At 46.7% G+C, this 22,243-nt stretch carries 23 protein-coding genes, 1 tRNA gene, 1 riboswitch and 1 other annotated feature; of the genes, 3 read left to right on the plus strand and 21 right to left on the minus strand.

The features are described 5' to 3' along the window. Window positions 1-4 precede the first annotated feature (4 nt). The 3 genes from ilvN to ilvE all read right to left on the minus strand — a co-directional run bounded on the left by ilvN (window position 5) and on the right by ilvE (window position 3,575). Window positions 5-523, minus strand: a complete 519-nt coding sequence (gene ilvN / locus ACINLD_RS16560) for an acetolactate synthase small subunit (protein ID WP_026588150.1) — start codon at window positions 521-523, stop codon at window positions 5-7. Further along, window positions 520-2,244, minus strand: a complete 1,725-nt coding sequence (gene ilvB / locus ACINLD_RS16565; protein WP_026588151.1) for an acetolactate synthase large subunit — start codon at window positions 2,242-2,244, stop codon at window positions 520-522. Before ilvB ends, ilvN begins: the two co-directional genes overlap by 4 nt. A 152-nt stretch (window positions 2,245-2,396) precedes the next feature. Further along, window positions 2,397-2,657, minus strand: a binding site (T-box leader). A 3-nt stretch (window positions 2,658-2,660) separates the two neighbouring features. After that, window positions 2,661-3,575 (minus strand): branched-chain-amino-acid transaminase, encoded by a 915-nt coding sequence (gene ilvE, locus ACINLD_RS16570; RefSeq protein ID WP_026588152.1) that lies wholly within the window; start codon window positions 3,573-3,575, stop codon window positions 2,661-2,663. A 459-nt stretch (window positions 3,576-4,034) separates the two neighbouring features. On the opposite strand from ilvE, the gene ACINLD_RS16575 reads away from it, so the two are divergent. After that, complete coding sequence (locus ACINLD_RS16575) at window positions 4,035-4,292, plus strand: hypothetical protein (protein WP_236251148.1); 258 nt, start codon at window positions 4,035-4,037, stop codon at window positions 4,290-4,292. Window positions 4,293-4,318: 26 nt separating this feature from the next. Here the strand turns inward: ACINLD_RS16575 and gdhA are convergent, their stop codons facing one another. Continuing rightward, complete coding sequence (gene gdhA, locus ACINLD_RS16580) at window positions 4,319-5,701, minus strand: NADP-specific glutamate dehydrogenase (RefSeq protein ID WP_077736304.1); 1,383 nt, start codon at window positions 5,699-5,701, stop codon at window positions 4,319-4,321. Window positions 5,702-6,113: 412 nt separating this feature from the next. Here gdhA and ACINLD_RS16585 point away from each other — a divergent pair, with 412 nt between their 5' ends. After that, the gene (locus tag ACINLD_RS16585; protein ID WP_026588155.1) at window positions 6,114-6,371 is read left to right on the plus strand and encodes a hypothetical protein; all 258 of its coding nucleotides are present in this window, start codon (window positions 6,114-6,116) and stop codon (window positions 6,369-6,371) included. A 39-nt stretch (window positions 6,372-6,410) separates the two neighbouring features. Here ACINLD_RS16585 and ACINLD_RS16590 read toward each other — a convergent pair whose 3' ends face one another. The 14 genes from ACINLD_RS16590 to ACINLD_RS16655 all read right to left on the minus strand — a co-directional run bounded on the left by ACINLD_RS16590 (window position 6,411) and on the right by ACINLD_RS16655 (window position 16,824). After that, window positions 6,411-6,929: a hypothetical protein gene (locus ACINLD_RS16590; RefSeq protein ID WP_026588156.1), complete on the minus strand. Its 519-nt coding sequence runs from the start codon at window positions 6,927-6,929 to the stop codon at window positions 6,411-6,413. 145 nt (window positions 6,930-7,074) lie between these two features. After that, window positions 7,075-7,148: transfer RNA gene (locus ACINLD_RS16595), tRNA-Arg, on the minus strand. Between the two features lie 102 nt (window positions 7,149-7,250). Then, entirely contained in the window at window positions 7,251-7,772 is a 522-nt protein-coding gene (locus ACINLD_RS16600) for a YfcE family phosphodiesterase (RefSeq protein ID WP_077736232.1), read from the minus strand. Beyond that, entirely contained in the window at window positions 7,769-8,368 is a 600-nt protein-coding gene (locus ACINLD_RS16605; RefSeq protein WP_026588158.1) for an XTP/dITP diphosphatase, read from the minus strand. The genes ACINLD_RS16600 and ACINLD_RS16605 overlap by 4 nt, the downstream gene beginning before the upstream one ends. A 21-nt stretch (window positions 8,369-8,389) precedes the next feature. After that, the gene (gene rph / locus ACINLD_RS16610; RefSeq protein WP_077736231.1) at window positions 8,390-9,130 is read right to left on the minus strand and encodes a ribonuclease PH; all 741 of its coding nucleotides are present in this window, start codon (window positions 9,128-9,130) and stop codon (window positions 8,390-8,392) included. Between the two features lie 135 nt (window positions 9,131-9,265). After that, the gene (locus ACINLD_RS16615; RefSeq protein ID WP_077736230.1) at window positions 9,266-10,375 is read right to left on the minus strand and encodes a GerMN domain-containing protein; all 1,110 of its coding nucleotides are present in this window, start codon (window positions 10,373-10,375) and stop codon (window positions 9,266-9,268) included. A 180-nt stretch (window positions 10,376-10,555) separates the two neighbouring features. Then, on the minus strand, window positions 10,556-11,377 hold the full coding sequence (racE, locus tag ACINLD_RS16620; RefSeq protein ID WP_142246095.1) for a glutamate racemase: 822 nt from the start codon (window positions 11,375-11,377) through the stop codon (window positions 10,556-10,558). 7 nt (window positions 11,378-11,384) lie between these two features. Continuing rightward, complete coding sequence (locus ACINLD_RS16625) at window positions 11,385-11,828, minus strand: MarR family winged helix-turn-helix transcriptional regulator (RefSeq protein ID WP_026588162.1); 444 nt, start codon at window positions 11,826-11,828, stop codon at window positions 11,385-11,387. Window positions 11,829-11,989: 161 nt separating this feature from the next. After that, window positions 11,990-12,214: a spore germination transcription factor GerE gene (gene gerE / locus ACINLD_RS16630; RefSeq protein ID WP_003184172.1), complete on the minus strand. Its 225-nt coding sequence runs from the start codon at window positions 12,212-12,214 to the stop codon at window positions 11,990-11,992. Window positions 12,215-12,551: 337 nt separating this feature from the next. Next, the gene (locus ACINLD_RS16635; protein ID WP_410207090.1) at window positions 12,552-13,112 is read right to left on the minus strand and encodes an SDR family NAD(P)-dependent oxidoreductase; all 561 of its coding nucleotides are present in this window, start codon (window positions 13,110-13,112) and stop codon (window positions 12,552-12,554) included. A 36-nt stretch (window positions 13,113-13,148) separates the two neighbouring features. Beyond that, a complete protein-coding gene (locus ACINLD_RS16640) occupies window positions 13,149-13,595 on the minus strand; it encodes an acyl-CoA thioesterase (protein ID WP_026588164.1) in 447 nt (148 codons plus the stop codon). A gap of 62 nt (window positions 13,596-13,657) precedes the next feature. Continuing rightward, window positions 13,658-14,422 carry a succinate dehydrogenase iron-sulfur subunit gene (sdhB, locus tag ACINLD_RS16645; RefSeq protein WP_026588165.1) on the minus strand — a complete coding sequence of 255 codons (765 nt, stop codon included), beginning with the start codon at window positions 14,420-14,422 and terminating at the stop codon, window positions 13,658-13,660. Next, entirely contained in the window at window positions 14,419-16,182 is a 1,764-nt protein-coding gene (sdhA, locus tag ACINLD_RS16650; RefSeq protein WP_026588166.1) for a succinate dehydrogenase flavoprotein subunit, read from the minus strand. Before sdhA ends, sdhB begins: the two co-directional genes overlap by 4 nt. Before the next feature lie 33 nt (window positions 16,183-16,215). Next, window positions 16,216-16,824 (minus strand): succinate dehydrogenase cytochrome b558 subunit, encoded by a 609-nt coding sequence (locus ACINLD_RS16655; RefSeq protein WP_026588167.1) that lies wholly within the window; start codon window positions 16,822-16,824, stop codon window positions 16,216-16,218. 302 nt (window positions 16,825-17,126) lie between these two features. Here ACINLD_RS16655 and ACINLD_RS16660 point away from each other — a divergent pair, with 302 nt between their 5' ends. Then, complete coding sequence (locus ACINLD_RS16660) at window positions 17,127-17,570, plus strand: YslB family protein (protein WP_026588168.1); 444 nt, start codon at window positions 17,127-17,129, stop codon at window positions 17,568-17,570. Between the two features lie 111 nt (window positions 17,571-17,681). On the opposite strand, the gene ACINLD_RS16665 is transcribed toward ACINLD_RS16660, so the two are convergent. The 3 genes from ACINLD_RS16665 to uvrC form a co-directional block, all read right to left on the minus strand. Then, complete coding sequence (locus ACINLD_RS16665) at window positions 17,682-18,680, minus strand: site-2 protease family protein (RefSeq protein ID WP_026588169.1); 999 nt, start codon at window positions 18,678-18,680, stop codon at window positions 17,682-17,684. 95 nt (window positions 18,681-18,775) lie between these two features. After that, entirely contained in the window at window positions 18,776-20,008 is a 1,233-nt protein-coding gene (locus ACINLD_RS16670; RefSeq protein WP_410207091.1) for an aspartate kinase, read from the minus strand. Between the two features lie 151 nt (window positions 20,009-20,159). Beyond that, window positions 20,160-20,341, minus strand: a riboswitch (Lysine riboswitch). 64 nt (window positions 20,342-20,405) lie between these two features. After that, the gene (gene uvrC, locus ACINLD_RS16675; protein ID WP_026588171.1) at window positions 20,406-22,178 is read right to left on the minus strand and encodes an excinuclease ABC subunit UvrC; all 1,773 of its coding nucleotides are present in this window, start codon (window positions 22,176-22,178) and stop codon (window positions 20,406-20,408) included. Window positions 22,179-22,243 lie beyond the last annotated feature (65 nt).

Consider the following 22,243-nt stretch of genomic DNA (forward strand, 5'->3'; position numbering starts at 1 on the left):
TGTTTTATACAATAGATATTGTTTTAATAGAGGCCGGCTTTTGCTGTGTTCCCCTTGCAAATGCCGTGGTGCCTGTTCTGGCGACCTCTTTAATCCCGTATGGTTTCAACAATTCGATTAAGGCTTCAATTTTGCTTGATTCGCCTGTCACCTGAACGACGACGCTGTCTTTTGCGACATCGACGACAGAGGCTCGAAACGGCTCGATCACACCGTTTATTTCCGCCCTGCTGGAAGGAGGCGAAACGACTCTGATTAACGCCAGTTCCCTTTGGACGATTGATTGATTCGTAATATCTGTGACTTTCAACACATCAATTTGCTTATTTAATTGTTTTGTCAGCTGCTCCGTTTCTTTTTCATCTGCCACATGGACGACAAATGTGATCCTGGAGATGCCCTGTGTTTCAGTGTGGCCCACCGTAATGCTTTCAATGTTGTAATGCCGTTTTGTAAACAAACCCGTGATTCTGTTTAAGACGCCGGTCTGATTCAAAACCGTCAGCGTGATGATTCTTTTCAAGGTTTCACCCCCACCATTTCATGCAGCCCTTTTCCTGGCGCAACCATTGGAAAAACTTTTTCCGCCTGTGCTACCTGAACATCGATGACCATCGGCTCTTTCGATGTCAAAGCGGCTTCGAGCTTTTCTTCCGCTTCTTCATCAGATGTAATCCGCACACCTTTGATGCCGTAAGCTTCAGACAGTTTGATGAAGTCCGGCTGTGACGTGAATTTTGAGTGCGAATAGCGTTCATCATAAAAGATTTCCTGCCATTGCCGGACCATTCCGAGACAGCGGTTGTTCAGGACAACGACTTTAATCGGAAGATTCAGATCATGGATGACGGCGAGCTCCTGAAGCGTCATTTGAAATCCTCCGTCACCGAGAATGGAGACAACCGTTGCATCTTGATCAGCGAGCTGAGCGCCGATGGCCGCTGGAAGTCCAAATCCCATGGTTCCGAGCCCTCCTGAAGTGACCCATCTGTCAGCTTTTTGGAACGGATAAAATTGTGCGGCCCACATTTGATGCTGCCCTACATCCGTTGTCACAATCGCTTCACCTTTTGTAAAGCGGTGAATGTATTCGATCAGCTTCTGAGGTTTAAAGCCTTCTTCCTCATTCTCTTCATACCAGAGCGGATATTCGTTTTTCCAGTCCGCAAGCTGCTGTTTCCATTCATCAGAAGCGCTCGGCTTGCCGTTTTGCTTGATCAGCTCTCTGAGCACAAGCTTGCTGTCTCCGACGACAGGGATATGTGTCTCAACGTTTTTACCGATTTCAGCCGGATCAATGTCAATGTGGGCGACTTTTGCAAACTTGGCGAAATGCTTCAAATTCCCTGTCACCCTGTCGTCAAACCGGGCGCCGATGCTGATCAGCAGGTCGCATTCGTACAGCGCCATGTTGGCGGCATATGTGCCGTGCATCCCCGCCATTCCGAGAAAGAGCGGGTGATCGGCCGGGAAGCCTCCCAGACCCAAAAGCGTATGGGCGACCGGAATCTGCTGCTGTTCGACATAATTTTTTAATTCTTCTGACGCTTTTCCGTGCAAAACACCCGCACCCGCCAGAATGACCGGTTTTTTCGCTCCGCTGACCGCTTCAACAAGCTTTCTGATCTGCAAGTAATTCGGTTCTTTCGTCGGCTGATAGCCCGGAAGATGAATGTCATGGTCATAGCTGAATTCACCTTCGACGACAGCGATATCTTTCGGAATGTCGATTAAAACGGGACCCGGTCTCCCGGTTGTCGCAATGTGAAACGCTTCTTTGATGATCCTCGGCAGGTCTTCGGCATTCCGCACCTGATAGCTGTGCTTTGTAATCGGCATCGTAATTCCGATCACATCCGCTTCCTGAAAGGCATCAGAGCCGATGACCGATGTCGCCACCTGCCCCGTAAACACAACCAATGGCAATGAATCGATCATCGCGTCGGCAAGACCTGTCACAAGGTTGGTCGCGCCTGGGCCTGACGTGGCGACGACGACGCCGGGTTTTCCGGAAATTCTCGCATATCCTTCAGCTGCGTGAATGGCGCCCTGTTCATGGCGCGTCAGCACATGAAACATGCCTGACCCGTACAGCTTGTCGTAAATCGGCAGAACCGCCCCGCCCGGATAACCGTAGATTACTTCAACATTTTCCTGTTTTAAAGCCTCAATCAGCATTGACGCCCCTGCCATTGTTTGTGTACATTGGGCATTTTCTGCATCCAACTGTACATTCGTCCCCATTTTTCTTCCTCCTTATCAAGTGATGATCATCACTGTTCGTTCACAATTGTTTTGTCATTTTGCAATGTATGCTGTAAAGCATTCGTTTCCAAACTGCTTTTACAGCTAAAAAAGCCTTCCCGCCCACAATTGACGCTGCTCACCTCGCAGGCCAAAGGGGCGAAAAGGCTTTTCTTTCCGCGGTACCACCCTTGTTCACGGCTTTTTACAGCCGCCTTATGGATAATCGCTTATCCGGTTTAATAACGAGTGAACCTTCATGTGTTCACCCGGCCGGCCCTACTAAATCGAGAAAATCGTTCAGGCTGACGCTCAGAGGGGAGTTCACGGCGGATGCCATCACCGGTTCCCAGCACTCCCGGCTCTCTGCAGATGGCGTTTCCACTGCTACTTATCCTCTTCTACGCTTATCCTATTCAGCTGACACTTAAACTTTGATCTTTGATGTTTACTTTTTCCCCTTCGCGCACGACGCGCTCGCGGAACTTTTCAAGCATCCGGTTTGTATGCACTCCCGGCTTGCCGTCTCCAATCTGTCTGCCGTCCACCTTGACAACCGCGATCACTTCGGCGGCGGTTCCGGTTAAGAACACTTCGTCCGCCGTATAAACATCATGGCGGGTAAACGGCTCTTCTTTCACTTCATAGCCAAGCTCTTCGGCAATTTCTATGATGGCATTGCGCGTAATCCCTTCCAGCGCTCCGATATAGCCCGGCGGTGTTAACAGTTTTCCGTTTTTATAAATGAATACATTATCCGCGGAACCTTCGGCCACATAGCCTTGGTCATTGAGCATGAGCGCTTCGCTGACACCCGCCATCTGCGCCTCGATTCGGACAAGAATATTATTTAAATAGTTTAGGGATTTCACTTTCGGGCTTAAGACATCGGGCCGGTTTCTTCTCGTCGGAACCGTGATGATATCAATCCCAGTTTCATATAAATGTTTCGGGAATATTGCCAATGGTTCGACAATAATAATGACACTCGGTTTTGAGCAATTGTTCGGATCGAGTCCGAGATCGCCCGCCCCTCTTGATACAACCAGGCGAATGTAAGCATCTTTAAGCCCGTTTTTTTCAACCGTTTTGAGAACGTGCTGTGTTAGTTCTTCCTGCTGAAAAGGGATTTCCAGCAAAATCGATTTTGCCGAATCATAGAGCCGGTCCATATGTTCCTTCATTCTGAAGATGTTTCCGTCGTATACCCTGATCCCTTCAAACACACCGTCCCCGTATAAAAATCCGTGATCATAGACCGATATTTTAGCGTCTTCTTTTTTAACGAGTTTGTCGTTTAGGAAGATCCACTGGTCTTTCTGGTCCCCCATGCCCTCTTGCACACCTTTCTGTTGTAAATGAACGCTTTAAACGAGTAAAAAATGATGATGCGGGAACCCGATTTCCCGCCGTCTTCCTCGGGAAAGATGAAATGTTTTCAATTGATTTGTTCTTTTGTTTGAACTCATATTACGCCCCTTTACAGGCAGTGTCAACCGTATTTTTTAAAATTATTAGACAATTTAGATTAATCAATCTGCTTGTATACGCTTACATTATTGATATAAAAGGAAACGTAAAAATAAAAAACAATTTTAACTTTTTTCTTTAATCTATACACAATACACAATTCGAACAACGTTTCCTACGATTTTGTTATATTTTATGACACAAAAAATAAACACCGACCTGTTTAATCGGTGAGATTTTTTATCAATCAAGAAGTACAAACTCCATTTTTGTAAATTGTCATAAAATGTTAGAGAAATCAATATAAACGGGGGAATATGATGACAACCTTCATTTCATACAATCCGTATATTCGGATTCCAAGCTGGGATACCCGCCAGTATCCATATCCCGGGTATTTTGGATTTTCCCAGACATACGTGTATAACCCTTCCATGCATGCGGGCCAAACTGTGTTCTATCCGTTCGGCAACGTGTTGACCGGACCCATCCTCGGGGATTTCGGAATTGGTCATACCGGCGTTCCATTCATGGGAGCACACGGATTCACCGGATCGTTCGGCGGTTACAGAATGTAAGGAGGGGAGCAGCAGGCTTCCCCTCTTTAAACAACACCTTGAGCGATCATCGCATCTGCTACTTTGATAAACCCCGCGATATTGCAGCCGTCGATCAGATTCCCGGCTCTGCCATATGCAGAAGCGCACTTTTTACTGCTTCGGTAAATGTCCGTCATGATGGCGTGCAGTCTGGCATCCGTTTCTTCTGCCGTCCAGCGCAATCGCGCGCTGTTTTGCGCCATCTCCAGCGCAGAAACGGCAACACCGCCGGCATTTGCCGCTTTGGCGGGAGCGAATAAAATGCCCGCATCTAAAAACCGCCGGACAGCATCTTGATCACAAGGCATGTTCGCCCCTTCACCGATGGCTTTAACACCATTCATGATCAATGTTTCAGCTGCTTGTTCATCAATCTCATTTTGCGTTGCACAAGGAAGCGCGATATCGCACGGAACGGACCAGACACCTGAGCACCCCGGAACATAGCGTGCTTCAGGATGAGCTTTTACATATTCGCTGAGTCTTTTGTTCTCGCTTTCTTTAAGCCGTTTGACCGTATCGAGATGGATGCCGTTTTGATCATATACATACCCGTCAGAATCGCTGCAGGCTACAACTTTGGCGCCGAATGCAGCCGCTTTTTCCATGGCATAGATCGCCACATTCCCAGATCCCGAGACGACGGCGGTGCTGCCTTTAAAGCTCATCCCTTGGTCTTTCAGCATGTCTTCTACGAAATAGACAAGCCCGTAGCCTGTCGCTTCTTTACGTATCAAACTTCCCCCGTACTCAAGGCTTTTTCCTGTCAATACACCGGCATCATAACGGCTGCGGATTTTTTTATACTGTCCGAACATCCAGCCCACTTCTCTCGCCCCGACGCCAATATCCCCAGCCGGGATGTCCGTGTCAGGGCCGATATATTTGTACAGTTCATTCATGAAGCTTTGTGTAAAGCTCATGATCTCTCGGTCTGACTTGCCCTTCGGATCAAAATCTGCCCCGCCTTTACCACCGCCGATCGGAAGTCCTGTCAGCGAATTTTTAAAAATCTGCTCAAAGCCTAAAAATTTGATGATGCTGGCGTTTACCGACGGGTGAAATCGGATCCCTCCTTTGTACGGACCGATGGCACTATTGAATTGAACACGGAATCCGCGGTTCACCCGGACAATACCCTGGTCATCCACCCACGGAACCCTGAATACAATCATTCGCTCCGGCTCTGCGATCCGTTCCAAAATACGCTGCTCTATATACTTCGGATGCCTCGCGAGCACAGGGACGAGCGAATCAAATATTTCTTTTACCGCTTGAAGAAATTCGCTTTCATGACCATTTCGCTGTCGGACGGTTTCATAGGCTCTTGTCACATAATCTTTTGCCGCTTGCACATTGGTTTGTTCAGCTTTTTCAAGTACATGCACCTTTCTTCAGCCCCTTTTCTCAATCAATGTCTATCGTACATTGGAAGATTTTCTATCATGGTAAATTTTACATCTGAGAAAGGCGTTTCTTCAATCTGGAAAACAGATGAAACCGTTGCTTTTATGAGATGTTTACCAGAAAGCGAAAATAAGCGGGTACTAAGCCTTGGCGGCACTCACCTTCAATCAGGGGCGGAACGGACTATAACCGTGAAAATGCCGGCCGCATGTTTCATTTTTTCTGCAGTCTGTATGGTTGTTTTCTCCGGTCTGACGCCATTTTTCGTTGATTGACAGATGAATATGCATCCCGGTTTTACCCCGCAAAAAAATGATGATTTCAGCATATAAAATAAAACACATAGCTCCCCGTATTTCAGGGCAACACTATGATTAAAAACGGGGTGTTGTGATGGATAAGAAATACGAAGATTTGTCAAATGTTGAGACGCAGCGAGAATTCCTTGCAGCCGAGGAATTTCCCGAAGGGGCCTATGGAGCCGCGGCGGGCAAAAACGAGCCTGTTGAAAACAAAGAAACGCCATGGCGGGAAGGTCAGCAATATTACAGCAATTTCACATATGAATTCAGAAATCTGCACCAAGGGCTGCCAAGGCAGTATCCGGGTGCACACCCAACTCATGACGAAGATGATCAAAACGAGGAATAATAATCAAAAAGAGCCGTTCTGCACGGCTCTTTTTCAATATTATTGAAGCGGTTGTTGGAAATTTTGATTTTGGTTTTGCTGCTGCTGGTTTTGCTGACCTTGTTGGCCTTGCTGTCCCTGCTGTCCTTGTTGCCCTTGCTGGTTAAAGGACTGCTGCGCCTGTTGCAGCGCTTGGCTCATTTGGTTCATCGCCTGATTTGTCTGGATGCCTTGGAGGGCTTGATTTAGCTGTTGGACAGCCTGCTGAATGCTTTGTTGAATCTGCTGATCTGTTTGCTGCATTTGCTGCTGAGATTGAGAGCTGAATTGCTGGATTTGCTGCTTTAATTGATTGATTCCCTGACTTAATTGAGAGCTCTGCTGGCCGCTTTGACCTTGCTGCTGTGAACCCATTTGAGAAACGGTTTGTTCCAGCTGGGCAAGCTGCTGCTGAATGTTCCCGAATTCTTGGGCGAATTCGGCATCCGTGATATTGGCCCCAAGCAGCTGTTCATGCTTTTGTTTTTGTTGTTGTTGTTTTTGCTTTTGCTGCTGCTGATTTTGCTGTTGTTTAGTCATACAACATCCTCCTTAAAGTTGATCACATCCTTTATCTTTGTCAATCTTGCCGAAAAAATGAAAGGGAATTTTTAGGATGTTGTTTTTTTGCAAAACAAAAGCCTCAAACTCTTGTATATCAAGGTTTGAGGCTTTCTTATGATGACGTCCCAGGAGAGATTCGAACTCCCGACCGACGGCTTAGAAGGCCGTTGCTCTATCCAGCTGAGCTACTGGGACATATTGAACTATCAGCGACAAGATTTATTATATTCGCATTGTACCAGAAAGTCAACAACTTTTTAGAATTTTTTTCATCACGAGGAAGAAAAAAATTCTTCCTCATGATGGCGTCTGAAGTTGGACATGGTTTGCCAAGCTTTCAATTTCCCGTCCGTTTGTATCGTAAAAACGGACGGACACATCGTCTTTGTCAATGCTTAGTATAGCATAAGTTTTGTCTTTCCGCACCCGCGGAAGGCGGATGCTGCCGGGGTTGATCAAGAGTTTGCCGTCCATCAGCTCACTTCCCGCGATATGGGAATGACCGAAGCAGATGATATCGGCGCCGAGCTCGGCGGCTCTATAGTAAACGTTTAACAGCGACTCTTTAATGCCATACAAGTGTCCGTGTGTGAAAAAGAGCTTGTGTGAGCCGATCGGGACGACGATTTCATCTTTAAAATCCCCGTAGAAATCGCAGTTCCCTTTTACCGTCAAGTAAGAGGCAAGGGCCGGGTGGGAAGAATCCAGCTCGGAATCTCCGCAGTGAATGCTGAGATCCACATCATTCTCATGCCGTTCTGCGATCGTTTGCAGCTCATTTTCAAGGCCGTGGCTGTCGCTGACAATCAACACCTTCATTCCGGCTCCCCCTCATCCAATAAAGCGGTCAGCTTTTTCAGCGCATCCGCCCTGTGGCTGATTTTATTTTTTTCTTCGCTTGAAAGCTCGGCCATCGTTTGATCTTTATCCTTGACGAGAAAAATCGGATCGTAGCCAAAGCCGTTGGTGCCGCGGGGCTCTTCGGTAATGTATCCTTCCACTGAGCCTTCAACCGTTTTCGTTTCCTCTCCGGGAACACATAGGGCAAGCGCACACCTGAACCTTGCCGAACGGTCTTCCTTTTCCACTCCTTCAAGCTCATTCAAAACCTTTTTTAAATTGGCGAGGTCGTTTTTCTCTTCACCGGCATAACGCGCGGAATAAACGCCCGGACTCCCGCCGAGAAAATCGACTGAAAGACCTGAATCATCCGCAATGATCATTTTGCCGGTCTCTTTAGAGATGGTTTCCGCTTTAATGATGGCGTTTTCTTCAAATGTTTGTCCGGTCTCTTCGATTTCGTCCGTATAGCCGATATCCAATAATGATTTGACATCGTAGCCTCTCGGTTCGAGCATCTCTTTGAATTCCCTGACTTTCCCTTCGTTTTTTGTGGCAATGATGACTTCCTTCATTCATATCAAGCCTTTCTCAAGTTATTGTTGAATGGACGCCGCAATATCTCCGAGCACTTCTTTTTGTTTGTCGATGAGTTCTTTGATTCCTTTTTCGGCAAGCTCCAAAAGCCCGTCCAGTTCGTTTCTGGAAAACGTCGCTTCCTCCCCTGTTCCCTGCAGTTCGACAAAGCGGCCGTCGCCTGTCATGACGACATTCATATCGACCTCTGCACTTGAATCTTCCTGATAGTTCAAATCCAGAATGAGTCCGTGTTCCTGATCAATTCCTACAGATGTGGCGGCCAGAAAATCCGTGATCGGCATCTCTTTGATTGAGCCGTCTTCTACAAGCCGTCCGACGGCCAAGGCCATCGCCGTAAAGGCTCCGGTGATCGATGCCGTCCTTGTGCCGCCGTCCGCCTGAATGACATCACAGTCGATCCAGATGGTCCGCTCACCCAGCTTCTCCAAATCAATGACTGCACGCAGGGCTCGTCCGATCAGCCTTTGGATCTCCATCGTCCGGCCGGACACTTTTCCTTTTGACGATTCCCTGATCGTCCTTTGATTCGTCGCACGGGGCAGCATGCTGTATTCCGCCGTCACCCAGCCTTTTCCTTCCCCTCTTAAAAAGGGCGGGACGCGGTCTTCTACAGAAGCGTTGCATATGACCTTTGTATCGCCGACTGTGATCAGGACCGATCCTTCGGGATGCGTGATAAAGTCAAGCTCCATCGACATGGGTCTCAGTTCATTGTTCTCTCTTCCATCGTATCTCATGTTTTACCTCCGATTATATGTACATAAACATTCCCAATCATTCCGCTTTACACACATGTATTTGAAAAGCTGAATAAAGAAAGAGGCAGCTTTATACGCTCACCTCTTTTTATATAGTATATCAAAAACCTGCGGTTAAAAACTACCTGTGTTCACCCGGCTCGGCCTTGTGACAGGCTTGGAAAGCTTTTCGCCTTTTTCATTCACAAGCTCGGCTTTGCCATTTACCGTGACGGAAACGCTCTTAATATCCGGAAGTTCGGTCAATGTCAAAACGATGCTGTTTAAAACCTCGTCTGAAATCACTTTCTTTTCGCCGTCTGCACTGCCGTAAATGGCTTCATTAAAGTCGAGGGTGACATGACCGTCTTCAATTTTCGGCTTGCTTTCAAGTTTTACGTTTCCTTGGAAATCCGACAGCAGCCCGCTTTTGAGGCTTGGGCCCTCCGTCAATTCTTTAATCGCCGCCGTCACCGGATCGCTTTCTGTGCCTGATGTGCGCTTTGTCACCGGTACATAATACTCACCTTCATCCGACTCCGCCAAATAATAAACGGTCACAGGTTCTGTCGCCGTTATATCGGTCACTCCGGCTGTCTCGATGTTAATACCGTCTTTACGGCTGAGCTCTTCTGAAAGCGGTGTGCCGTTGACAGGCATTTCTTTTAAATCATGGCCGTTCATGCGGATTTTCACTTTATCAATCGAGTTGAACTGGGTCAGTGTCCATGTGATCGCCTGAACGATTTTTTGTTCATCTTCGGCCTTATAGTTTTTAAATTCATTCGAGAAATCGGCGATCGCTGTCCCGTCTTCTTTAATATCGACATTGACGGCTGTGTCCGCCGGAAGCACGGCTCTGAATCCATTCGGCAGTATGTTTGAGACCGGGCCTCCTTCAACAAGGTATTCGAGCGATTGTTTGGCCGTTCCCTCCTTTTTTGGAAGCGGCAGCGTCTGGGCTGTCACATAACCGTTTTTATCTATCAGATAAAGCTCTCTCATGACTGTATCACTATTTTCTGCAGCTTTATGATCACCGGTCGTTTTGTCTTCTTTGTCCTCTTTCTTGTCTTCCATCTTATCCGTTTGGTCTTGATTCTTCTCCTCTTTTACATATGTGATATCCTGCGGCGGATCTATTTCCTCTGAGGCCTGATCTGACTGAAATAATCCGCACCCGGAAAGAAGCAGCGCGGAAGCTGTGACTGTGACCGCGATTCCTTTCATTCCTTTTTTCAGCATACTTTTCCCTCCTAAGGCAGTTTGTACTATTATGTATACGAGCCCATTTGTGAATTAGACCGTTTTTTAAAAATTCGTTTTCATGTATGAAAGCTTGCTTTAAAAAAGAAAAACCTCTTCTTTTTCAGAACAGGTCTGCTTTAGGGAGAAGATGCAAAAAAGCTGCCGTTTGCGGCAGCTTTATTTCAGTATGCTTGTTTCATTAAGCGAGATACTTTCAACATTTTTCACTTCATATCCAAACCAATCGTTGGCGATTTTTTTAAAGCGGTCGCGTTCTCCGGTTGTTAAAAATTGATGTTCTGGCGGCAGCGGGTTTTGGTTTAACAGTCCGTTGTAGGACAAAATCGTGCTGACCTCTCTCGCCGTCTCATCCCCGGACGAAATGATGCTGACCCGCTCCCCCATATAGCGCTGAATCGGCTCTTTTAAAATCGGATAATGCGTACATCCGAGAATCAGCGTATCAATGGAGGAATCCCGGAGCGGATAAAGGGAAGATTTCACAATCTCATCGGCCGTTTCATCCAAAAATTGACCGCTTTCCACAAACGGTACGAACATGGGACAGGCCAAATTTTCCACCGTCAGATCGCTGTTCAATGAAAGCAGCGCTTCTTCGTATGCTCCGCTTTTGATCGTATTTTCCGTTCCGATGACACCGATCCGCTGATTTTCCGTCACTTTAATGGCGGTTCTGGCGCCCGGCTGCACCACACCGATGACGGGAATCGCGACCTCCCGGCTGATTTCCTCCAAAGCAATCGCCGTTGCTGTATTGCAGGCGATGACGAGCATTTTAATGTGGTGGCGGGATAACAAGTAGTTTGTCATTTCCCATGTATATGACAGGACTTCTTTTCTGTCCCGCGGTCCGTATGGACATCTCTTTGTATCTCCGAGATAAATGATGTTTTCTTTTGGCAGCTGTCTCATGATTTCTTTCGCAACGGTCAAACCGCCAACTCCCGAATCAATGACTCCTATCGGTTGATCCAACAAAATCGCCTCATTTTCTGTTCATTTCCTGCTGAAGTTTGATTAATAATTTTTCGAAATCGGCTGTCTCCTCTTCCGAAAACGCTTCTAACATGTTTTCAAGATAATCCTGTCTTTTTTGAATAACCTCCTGGATGATCCGTTCTCCTTCCGATAAAAGACGAATCCGGACAACACGCCTGTCTGACGGGTCTTTCACCCGTTCAACAAGGTTGTTTTTCTCCATTCGGTCAATTAAATCTGTCGTGGTGCTGCACGCCAGATACATTTTTTGGGATAATTCGCCGATCGTCATGTCCCCGTATTCATACAGCCACTGCAGACCGACAAACTGGGGAGGTGTAATCGTATATTGGGTAAGAATTTCTCTTCCTTTTTGCTTAATGATGCCCGCGATATGGCGGAGAGATTTCTCAATATCTGCAATGTGATTCAAAGAAGCTTTTGAATTCATGTCCTCTACCTCGCTCAACTCGTTGTTTTGTTTGCAAAACACTCGAGTCTATTTTCCTTCTTTTCTACAGAAATTGCAAGGCTTCAACATGAATATACAACTTGCGCGGGCAAAACAAATAACCGGTTCCCTTCTTATTCAAGAAGGAATACCGGCTCAATTTAGAGCTCTAGCTCACCCATTCGAAGAAGTTCAACAACAGCTTGCGAACGGCCTTTCACACCCAATTTTTGCATTGCATTGGATATGTGATTACGAACAGTCTTTTCACTTATAAAGAGCTCGCTTGCGATTTCCTTTGTTGTCTTGTCTTGAACGAGCAATTCGAACACTTCTCTTTCTCTTTTTGTTAGCAGCGGCTTTGATTGAAACTCTTTCTCCTTCAAGTATTGTAACCCTCCTTGCTAAGGTGAGAGCTGATCTGAAACGAATGGGTTTCGATATAGTCGTGATATCATATGAAGCAAACGCAAGGTCGGTGACGTTTCTGAAGGAGAAAAGGGGCCGCTTCTGCACCTATTTTTTTGGCGAAAACGATTGGCAGGCGTACAGGGTCACCCGCCTCTGGCTCCACTGGAAGTGTTTAAGGTAAGCATTTCATGATCCAGGCGATCAGCCGCCATCTTTTTGTAATATATGCATGTGATTTCTTTTTTTTGAACAGCCCCGATGATTTGTGCGGCAGCCTTTTCAGGAGAAGCCGCCCAGAACAGCTTTTCTCCCTTAGCAAGTTTTGTTTGCCACAAAGCCGGGCTGAATATCGGTCACATATATGTCAGCGTATCCGCGCTTGTTCATTTTTTGTCTAAGGCCTTGCAAATAATTTGAGACGAACGCTTTTGAGGCGCTGTAGATAACGGCTGATCCATTGCCTCTCAAAGCGGCAACAGATGAGATGCCGATCAAATGGCCGCTTCTGTTTTCCGTGAAATGATCCACAAACACGTTTGCACAGGAAATAAAGCCGGACACATTGACATCAATCGTTTCTCTTTCCTTTTGCGGGTCCATCTCGCTTTCCAAATAGCCGACACCTGAACAGATGAAAACCGCATCCACCCTTCCCATCTCAAAAATCAGATCGTTTAACTGCATCTTCGCACGTTCACCGTCAGCCACGTCTATCTTTTTGATATACGAATGACCCGGCAGTGCATCCCGCAATTTGACAAGCCGCTCTTTCCGTCTTGCGGCAAGTCCTAATATTACGCCTTCCGCTGACAGCCTTTCCGCCAGCGCTTTGCCGATTCCGGAGCTGGCGCCGATGATGACCGCTTTTTTCATCTCGTTCTCCTTACAGATTATTTCTCAGGAAATGAGTTAATGCCCAAGCCATTTCACTTTTTGTTCATCTGTCCAGTTTTCTGGCTTCCCTGTATCTTTTGCAATCTGCACCATGACAGCCTTTCCGGTGAAACACGGCTCACCGGCGTCATTAATCGCCAAGTAGTGAAGCGTAAGCGAGGCATTGCCGACAGCTGCCGTTTTGACGCCGATCTTTAAATTCTCGTGCAGCATCACCTGCCGAAAATAATCGCATTGCTGGCTGGCGACAACGGGAATCGTCCGGCTCTCTCCAAGACGATCCATTGTCTGAAGGTGTTTAAAATAAGAAATGCGTGCTTCTTCAAAATAAATAAACGGTGTCACATTGTTCATATGACCGAACATATCCGTTTCCGAAAAGCGGACGGACACTTCATCAAAAAAAGAAAATGACCGGCACCATTTCTCAAACGGTTCCTCAATATATTCCGGCAGCTTCAATGTTTTCCATCCCCTTTTCATCATGAAAACACCTCTTCAAACTGAAGAGGTGCGTTTTCCAATTATTCTGTGTTGTCGCTTCCAAAGAAGTTTTTAAACGCCTGCACGGTTGTATCCCTGTTTAAAGCAGCGATTGATGTCGTAAGCGGAATTCCTTTCGGACATGACTGCACACAGTTTTGCGAATTTCCGCATTCCGCCAGTCCGCCGTCTCCCATAATCGCTTCAAGCCGCTCAGACTTGTTCATCGCTCCTGTCGGATGAGTGTTGAATAAGCGTACCTGTGAAAGCGGAGCAGGTCCGATAAAGTTCGTTTTGTCATTGACGTTTGGACAAGCTTCAAGGCAAACGCCGCATGTCATGCATTTTGACAGTTCATAAGCCCACTGCCGTTTCTTTTCAGGCATTCTCGGTCCAGGACCCAAATCGTATGTGCCATCGATCGGAATCCATGCTTTAACCTTCTTCAACGAATCGAACATCCGGCTCCGGTCGACCTGAAGGTCGCGGACAACGGGGAATGTTTTCATCGGTTCGAGACGAATCGGCTGTTCAAGCTTATCGACCAGCGCAGTACACGATTGTCTCGGCTTTCCGTTAATGACCATGGAGCAAGCGCCGCATACTTCTTCAAGGCAGTTCATATCCCATGCAATCGGCGTTGTTTTTTCCCCTTTTGCATTAACCGGATTCCTTCTGATTTCCATTAAAGCGGAAATGACGTTCATGTTCGGACGGTAAGCAAGTTCAAATTCTTCCTGATAAGAGTCGGAATCTGCCGTATCCTGACGAGTGATGATAAACTTGATTGTCTTATTTTCACTCATGATTTCGCCACCTTTTTCTTCGAGTAATCCCGTTTGCGCGGCGCGATTAATGAAACATCGACATCCTCATAATGGAATTTTGGAGCTTCAGTATCGCCTGCATGTTTCGCCATTGTCGTTTTCAGCCATTCTTCATCATTTCGTTCAGGGAAATCCGGTTTGTAATGGGCTCCGCGGCTTTCGTTCCTGTTGTATGCACCGAGCGTGATCACCCTTGCCAGCTGCAGCATGTTTTTCAGCTGACGGGTAAAGACAGCGCCTTGGTTGCTCCATTTTGCCGTGTCATTAATATCGATGTTCTGATAGCGCTCCATCAGCTCCTGGATTTTTTCATCCGTCTGCAGAAGCTTGTCATTGTGGCGCACAACCGTCACATTGTCGGTCATCCACTCGCCAAGCTCTCTGTGAAGGACGTAGGCATTTTCTTTGCCGTCCATCTTCATGATGTCCGCCCATTTTTCTTCCTCTTGTTTGACATAGGCATCGTAAATAGAGGAAGATAAATCCTCGGCGGATGCTTCCAGCCCTTGTACGTATTTCACCGCATTTGGACCAGCCACCATGCCGCCGTAGATGGCGGACAAGAGCGAGTTCGCCCCGAGGCGGTTTCCTCCGTGCATGGAATAATCGCACTCTCCCGCGGCAAACAGCCCTGGAATGTTCGTCATTTGATCATAGTCAACCCATAAGCCGCCCATTGAGTAATGGACCGCAGGGAAAATTTTCATCGGCAGCTTGCGCGGGTCGTCGCCCATAAATTTCTCATAGATTTCGATAATGCCGCCAAGCTTAATGTCAAGCTCTTTCGGATCTTTATGGGAAAGATCAAGGTAAACCATGTTTTCGCCGTTGATTCCGAGTTTCTGTCTGACGCAGACATCGAAAATTTCGCGTGTCGCGATATCGCGCGGGACGAGGTTTCCGTATGCCGGATATTTTTCCTCAAGGAAATACCAAGGTTTACCGTCTTTGTATGTCCAGACTCGTCCTCCTTCACCGCGCGCCGATTCGCTCATCAGCCTGAGCTTGTCGTCCCCCGGAATCGCCGTCGGGTGAATCTGGATGAATTCTCCGTTCGCGTAATACGCTCCCTGCTGATAGACGACCGAAGCCGCTGATCCCGTATTGATCATGGAGTTCGTCGATTTTCCGAAAATGATGCCCGGTCCGCCGGATGCCATGATGACGGCGTCCGAACGGAAAGAATCGATTTCCATTGTCGTTAAATTCTGAGCGACAATCCCTCGGCACTTGCCGTCATCGTCAAGCACCGCTCCAAGGAACTCCCAGCCTTCATATTTTGAAACAAGCCCTGCGACTTCATAGCGGCGAACCTGTTCATCAAGCGCATACAAAAGCTGCTGTCCTGTCGTTGCACCAGCATACGCCGTTCTGTGGTGCTGCGTTCCTCCGAAACGCCGGAAATCGAGCAGCCCTTCCGGCGTTCTGTTGAACATGACGCCCATGCGGTCGAGCAGATGGATGATCGAAGGCGCGGCTTCACACATTGCTTTGACCGGCGGCTGGTTGGCCAAAAAGTCGCCGCCGTATACCGTATCGTCAAAATGCTCCCACGGAGAGTCGCCTTCACCTTTCGTATTGACCGCACCGTTGATTCCGCCCTGCGCACATACAGAATGTGAGCGCTTTACCGGAACGATGGAAAATAATTTTACATTTGTTCCTGCTTCCGCAGCTTTAATGGTCGCCATCAGACCCGCAAGTCCTCCGCCGACAACGATGATGCTTGAATTGCTCATGCCAGCCCCACTCCCTCTAGTAATCTAGTTCTTTTACACAAATGCCAAAATCGCTCTCAGCCCTACATAGGACAGCACAACAAAGACTCCCATTGTCACAAACGTAGCGATTCGCTGCGAACGCGGAGAAACGGTAATTCCCCAAGTAACCGCAAACGACCATAAACCGTTTGAAAAGTGGAAGATTGTTGAGAGGACACCTACAATGTAAAAGCCGAGCATGATCGGGGAGCTCAAAATATCAGCCATCATGTCAAAGTTTACTTCAGCCCCCATTTGGGCGGCGATCCGCGTTTCCCAGACATGCCAGCTGACGAAAATTAACGTAATGATTCCTGTGACACGCTGCAGAACGAACATCCAGTTTCTAAAAAATCCGAATCTGCCCGCATTGCTTTTCGCTGTAAACGCTATGTACACACCATAAACGGCATGGTAAATCAGCGGAAGGAAAATCACAAAGATTTCCAAAGCGTACCTAAACGGCAGGTTTTCCATAAAATGAGCGGCATTGTTAAACGCCTCTTCTCCGCTTGCCGCAAAATGGTTGACAACTAAATGCTGAATCAAAAAAATGCCCACCGGTATAACGCCAAGCAAAGAATGCAGTCTTCGATACACAAATTCTCTGTTCCCGGCCATTGCTTAACCCCCTAGTTGAAAAGTGCCGTAAAAATGAATGGTCTCCTATCCCCCGTCCTGTTTCAAATATCGCACTTTGTTAAGTTTTTATGACAATTTCATTTTACTCCTATGAGAAATAGGCGTCAAGAAAACGCGTACATAAATTGAAATTTTCTAAAATTTAATCATATTTTTGAAAATTTTATTTTATCAAAATATAAATATATCAGATTTTTTTCTTTTCAAACGCATCTCTCCGCTGTCATCTTCCCCCCCGTTTGGGCTATAATAAACGGAGGAAAGAGGGGAGACATTGGACAATGAACAAATATGAAGCAAATTTAGCGCAATTAAAAGATCTGGAAGTCTCCGCATATGGATATGAGCTGATCAGGGAAGTGCTGCTTCCCGATATGCTGGGACAAGAGTACGCAGATATGATGTATTGGGCCGGCAAAAACTTGGCCCGCAAATTCCCGCTTGATTCATGGGAGGATATCCCTGGATTTTTTCATGATGCAGGCTGGGGAACGCTTGCGATCGTCCATTCAAAAAAGCAGGAGCTCGAATTTGAACTGGAAGGCCCTTTGGTCTCCAATCGCCTCAAATATCAGAAAGAGCCCTGCTTCCAGCTTGAAGCCGGGTTTATCGCCGAGCAGGTCCAGCTGTTGAATGAGCATATTGCCGAATCGTATGAGCAGGTAAAAAAAAGAGCCGGAAAAGTTGTGTTGACAGTCAAATGGGATATGAAAGATCCGGCATGATAATCGAAAGGCTGCATTTTCAGCAGCCTTTTTCAATAAAGCCTAAATCAACGCGCGCTTATTCAATCGGCTGTTGACAATGTCCACAGTCTTCCAACAACAATGTTATCGTCATGCAGAATCTTGATTTTTGTGTATGTGTTCCCTCGCTTTCTGTATAAATTGTTCTTCAATTTTGAGAAGCAATGTATTGCGTTTAAAAATGTCAGAGCTTAATTCGTTAATATACAGATCTTTTGCCTTATCATCATGATCGATGATGGAATTGCGCTTCAGCCTGTTTAAACGGTCGTCATCTCCAGCAATCAGCTTTGAATACAGCTTCCCTGTCTCTTCTTTGTTATTTTCTATCAATAAATTGATTTCTTCCAAATAAGCAATTGCGTTCAGAACAGACCTTTTTTGTTTATTTTTAATGGAGCCGAGCCCTTCCGCTTCTAATTCATTCAAGACATTTTGAAATATCTCGAGCCTTTTGCGGCTCTCCATATCAAACTTCACTTGCATAAAATATAAATAAAAAAACAATGCATGCAGACAGGTCAGGCTCAATTTTCCAATGGAGGCATCCTTCTCTTGCTGCAGTTCTTCCTCCAATTCCTTCAGCAAAAAATCAAATTGCTTCTCCGTTTTATATGACAGCAATTCCACGTTCAGAAAATGCAGTTTTGCATACAGGCTATTGGTTAAAATCGACAATACAGCCAATCCGTCCGTAAATAACAATGTGACTGTCCCTATTACATATGAGAACATGCCAAAATATAAAGCATATTCATGATGAGGTATAAAGTTCAGAAAGATCCATCCCGTCAAAAAGCTTGTGAGTGGACCACCCAGCAGACCCGCGACGAATTTCCCCTTTTCTTTTTGATACGTTTTTTTGTTTTTAATGGATTTACCATATAAAAAAACTGCGCCGCCAAAATATTTGTGTTTCCATCGAAATGTTATTTTCTTATTTTTAAACATGATGAACGGTCCGACTGCCAGCCATTGTACATGATGCCTGACGATGCATCCGAAAAGAACGTGCCCCAGCTCATGTACAACAATGCTGGCAATAGCTGCCACGAACACTGGACCTATTGTATGTATTAATGCAGTCATAATGTAATTCCTTTCTCCGCCCTTATTATGGTAATTGTAGCACACCCCGCCCTCGGGCAAAAAAAGAAACCCTAGAGAGAGCTCTAGGATTATTTTTATTTGGCAGCCACGCTTATTTTCGATAGTTCAAACGCATCATGAAGCGCTTCAACAGCTTTCACCATGTCGCTGTCACTGATGACGGTGGAGACTTTGATCTCGGACGTGCTCACCATTTTGACCTGGATGTTCTTCTCTGCCAGCACCGCAAACATTTCCGCGGCTACGCCCGGGTTTGAGATCATGCCGGAGCCGACGATCGACACTTTGGCGAGCCTGTTTTCCGTCTCGATCTGTTCGTAGTCGAGCGCGTCTTTGTATTCTTCAAGCACTTCTACCGTTCTGGACAGGTCTTCCGTTTTCACTGAGAAAGAAATCGACGTTTTGCTTGTGGCTGTCACCGATTGAATGATGATGTCCACGTTGATGTTCTGTTTAGCGAGCGTTGTAAAAATCGTTGACAGCGTCGTCAGGCCGCTCGCCAGGCCGCATACAGTCACGCGTGTGATCTGATCTTCAAATGCAATTCCTCTTACGATTAAATTCTGCTCCATGGATGATTCCTCCTCGATTAATGTGCCTGCTTCTTTTTCCATGCTTGAGCGCACTTCCAGCGGCACCTGATAGTTCTTTGCAAATTCGACGGCTCGCGGGTGCAGGACGCCTGCTCCAAGGTTGGCAAGCTCAAGCATTTCATCATAGGAGATTCCGGCAAGCTTCCGCGCTGTTTTCACATAGCGGGGATCGGTTGTGAAAACCCCCGGTACATCGGTGTAAATATCGCATTTATCGGCTTTCAGGGCTGCTGCGAGGGCAACGGCTGTCGTATCTGATCCGCCTCTGCCGAGCGTTGTGATTTCGCCTTCCGCTGTCGTGCCCTGGAATCCGGCGACAACGGCGATTTTCCCTTCATTCAGGCGCTCTTTCAGCTTGTCTGTATCAATGTTCGTAATCCTTGCGTTACCGTGAATATTTTCGGTTTCGATGCCGGCCTGCCAGCCTGTATATGAAACCGCATCATACCCTTTTTCCTCTAAAGCCATTGTTAATAAAGAAATCGTCACCTGCTCTCCTGTGGAAAGCAGCATATCCATTTCCCGCCGGCTCGGCTGATCTGTGATTTCCCTGGCAAGTGCGACGAGGGAATCCGTCGATTTTCCCATGGCGGAAACAACGACGACGACGTTATGCCCCCGCTTTTTTTCTTCGATGACCCGATTTGCGACATTCAAAATTTTTTCCACTGATCCGACGGAAGTTCCGCCAAATTTTTGGACGATGAGACCCATCAAATACCACCCTTTTTGTTTTCGTTCGTGCACGTTTATGTATGAAGAGGAAAGCCTTGATCTTCCGGCTTGTACGGTTTTAGCGTACAAAAAAAGCAATGAGAGAATTCCCTCATTGCTTGAATCAACAAAAACAGCCGATGATCTAAAACAACGAGATAGCTCTCCAAGAAAATGACTTTCTTGACAGCCCCACATTTGTTCAATGTAAAGCCAGCAGATAAAACGAATGGATTTTTACCCGCTTCGGCGACGCTCCCCTTTCAGCTTCCTTCTTTGAAATCCATCTTTCTCCGAAAGCCTACTCTTGAAGTTCGCACCTCTATCTTCACCATATAACACGATCTTATTATGAAATTAGTACAAATTCTATCAGATTCTTTTTAAAAATTCAACGTTATTTTTTCAAGGCCTCTATAATCAGCTGTGCGGTCTTCAGCGGAATTCCGGCACTGCGGATATCTTCGACAGTCGCTTCCTTCATTTTTCTGACGGAGCCAAAATGTTTTAACAGCAGCTTTTTCCGCTGCTCGCCGACACCCGGTATCCCGTCCAGCACCGATTGAAAAGCGCTTTTTCCCCTGAGCTGCCTGTGAAAGCTGATCGCAAACCGGTGCACTTCGTCCTGGATCCGCTGCAACAGGTAAAATTCCTGGCTGTTCCGTTCAAGCTGAACGATCTCAAGCGGATCACCGATCAAGAGGTTCGATGTTCTGTGCTTGTCGTCCTTCACCAAGCCGGCCACCGGGATGTCAAGGCCAAGCTCATTTTCAAGCACGTCGACCGCTGCTGAAACCTGTCCTTTTCCCCCGTCGATCAAAATCAAATCAGGGAGCGGCAAATTTTCTTTCAGCACCCTTGTATACCTTCTTTTAACGACCTCGCGCATTGAACCGTAGTCGTCAGGCCCTTCAACCGTCTTAATCTTATATTTCCGGTACTCTTTTTTATGCGGTTTTCCGTCGAGAAAGACGATCATGGCCGAAACCGGATCCGCTCCTTGAATATTCGAATTATCAAACGCCTCAATTCTATACGGCGTGTAGATGCCCAGCGCTTTGCCGAGCTTTTCAATCGCACCGATCGTCCGCTCTTCGTCGCGTTCGATGAGCAAAAACTTTTCTTTCAGGGCGAGCTTTGCGTTTTTATGGGCGAGAAGCAGGAGGTCTTTTTTCTGTCCCCTTTTCGGCTGGTGAACTTTCACGTCCAAAAGCTCCTCGATCATGTCCCTGTCTACGCTGTCGGGCACTAAAATTTCCTTCGGAAGGAAGTGATTGTTTTTCGAGTAGAACTGGCCGATGAATGTCAAAAATTCTTCATCCGCTTCCCTATACAGCGGAAACATGCTGACGTCTCTTTCAATCAGCTTCCCTTGCCTGATAAAAAAGACCTGTACACACATCCAGCCTTTATCATACGAATAGGCAAATACGTCGCGGTCGATCATATCGTTCATCGCCATTTTCTGCTTCTCCATCGTCGATTCGATGTGGGCAATCTGGTCGCGGTATTCCTTCGCCCGTTCAAACTGGAGGTTTTCAGATGCTTCGAGCATTTTGGCTTCAAGCTCTTTCTTGACTTCGTTATAGCCGCCTTTTAAAAAGCGTGTGATTTCTTCAGTGAGCTGCCTGTTTGTCTCTTCAGACACGTCATAGACACACGGTGCCAGGCATTGCCCGAGATGATAGTACAAACAGACGCGGTCGGGCAGCTTGGCGCATTTTCTGAGCGGGTAGAGACGGTCCAGCAGCTTTTTCGTTTCCCTTGCGGCCTGAACGTTTGGATAAGGACCGAAATAGCGGCCTTTATCTTTTTTGACTTTCCGCGTCACGATCAGCTTCGGATGGCGCTCATTGGTGATTTTGATAAACGGGTAGCTTTTATCGTCTTTCAGCATCACATTGTATTTCGGGTCGTACTTTTTGATTAAATTCATTTCCAGAATGAGAGCTTCGATGTTCGAGGATGTGACGATGTATTCAAAGTCTTCGATTTCGCTGACGAGCCGCTGTGTTTTTGCATCATGGGAGCCGCTGAAATAGGAGCGGACCCTGTTTTTTAAGATTTTCGCTTTCCCGACATAGATCACGGTCTCCTGCCGGTCTTTCATCAAGTAGCAGCCCGGCTGATCCGGAAGAAGGGCAAGCTTTTCTTTGATTGTTTTGTTCATCAAAAATCCTTCCTTATTTCGGCGTTTTTCTTCTTATAGTTTATCATGACCGACCACACGTTCAC

Origin of the sequence: Bacillus sp. z60-11, assembly GCF_046464135.1 — a bacterium.
Taxonomy (GTDB): Bacteria; Bacillota; Bacilli; order Bacillales; family Bacillaceae; genus Bacillus; species Bacillus sonorensis_A.

What these genes read in the sequence shown, in the direction of transcription:
- ilvB (WP_026588151.1), bottom strand. Translation starts at nt 2,244, where the DNA reads ATGGGGACGAATGTACAGTTGGATGCAGAAAATGCCCAATGTACACAA.
- ilvE (WP_026588152.1), bottom strand. Translation starts at nt 3,575, where the DNA reads ATGGGGGACCAGAAAGACCAGTGGATCTTCCTAAACGACAAACTCGTT.
- ACINLD_RS16575 (WP_236251148.1), top strand. Translation starts at nt 4,035, where the DNA reads ATGACAACCTTCATTTCATACAATCCGTATATTCGGATTCCAAGCTGG.
- ACINLD_RS16585 (WP_026588155.1), top strand. Translation starts at nt 6,114, where the DNA reads ATGGATAAGAAATACGAAGATTTGTCAAATGTTGAGACGCAGCGAGAA.
- ACINLD_RS16590 (WP_026588156.1), bottom strand. Translation starts at nt 6,929, where the DNA reads ATGACTAAACAACAGCAAAATCAGCAGCAGCAAAAGCAAAAACAACAA.
- ACINLD_RS16600 (WP_077736232.1), bottom strand. Translation starts at nt 7,772, where the DNA reads ATGAAGGTGTTGATTGTCAGCGACAGCCACGGCCTTGAAAATGAGCTG.
- ACINLD_RS16605 (WP_026588158.1), bottom strand. Translation starts at nt 8,368, where the DNA reads ATGAAGGAAGTCATCATTGCCACAAAAAACGAAGGGAAAGTCAGGGAA.
- rph (WP_077736231.1), bottom strand. Translation starts at nt 9,130, where the DNA reads ATGAGATACGATGGAAGAGAGAACAATGAACTGAGACCCATGTCGATG.
- ACINLD_RS16615 (WP_077736230.1), bottom strand. Translation starts at nt 10,375, where the DNA reads ATGCTGAAAAAAGGAATGAAAGGAATCGCGGTCACAGTCACAGCTTCC.
- ACINLD_RS16625 (WP_026588162.1), bottom strand. Translation starts at nt 11,828, where the DNA reads ATGAATTCAAAAGCTTCTTTGAATCACATTGCAGATATTGAGAAATCT.
- ACINLD_RS16635 (WP_410207090.1), bottom strand. Translation starts at nt 13,112, where the DNA reads ATGAAAAAAGCGGTCATCATCGGCGCCAGCTCCGGAATCGGCAAAGCG.
- sdhB (WP_026588165.1), bottom strand. Translation starts at nt 14,422, where the DNA reads ATGAGTGAAAATAAGACAATCAAGTTTATCATCACTCGTCAGGATACG.
- sdhA (WP_026588166.1), bottom strand. Translation starts at nt 16,182, where the DNA reads ATGAGCAATTCAAGCATCATCGTTGTCGGCGGAGGACTTGCGGGTCTG.
- ACINLD_RS16655 (WP_026588167.1), bottom strand. Translation starts at nt 16,824, where the DNA reads ATGGCCGGGAACAGAGAATTTGTGTATCGAAGACTGCATTCTTTGCTT.
- ACINLD_RS16660 (WP_026588168.1), top strand. Translation starts at nt 17,127, where the DNA reads ATGAACAAATATGAAGCAAATTTAGCGCAATTAAAAGATCTGGAAGTC.
- ACINLD_RS16665 (WP_026588169.1), bottom strand. Translation starts at nt 18,680, where the DNA reads ATGACTGCATTAATACATACAATAGGTCCAGTGTTCGTGGCAGCTATT.
- ACINLD_RS16670 (WP_410207091.1), bottom strand. Translation starts at nt 20,008, where the DNA reads ATGGGTCTCATCGTCCAAAAATTTGGCGGAACTTCCGTCGGATCAGTG.
- uvrC (WP_026588171.1), bottom strand. Translation starts at nt 22,178, where the DNA reads ATGAACAAAACAATCAAAGAAAAGCTTGCCCTTCTTCCGGATCAGCCG.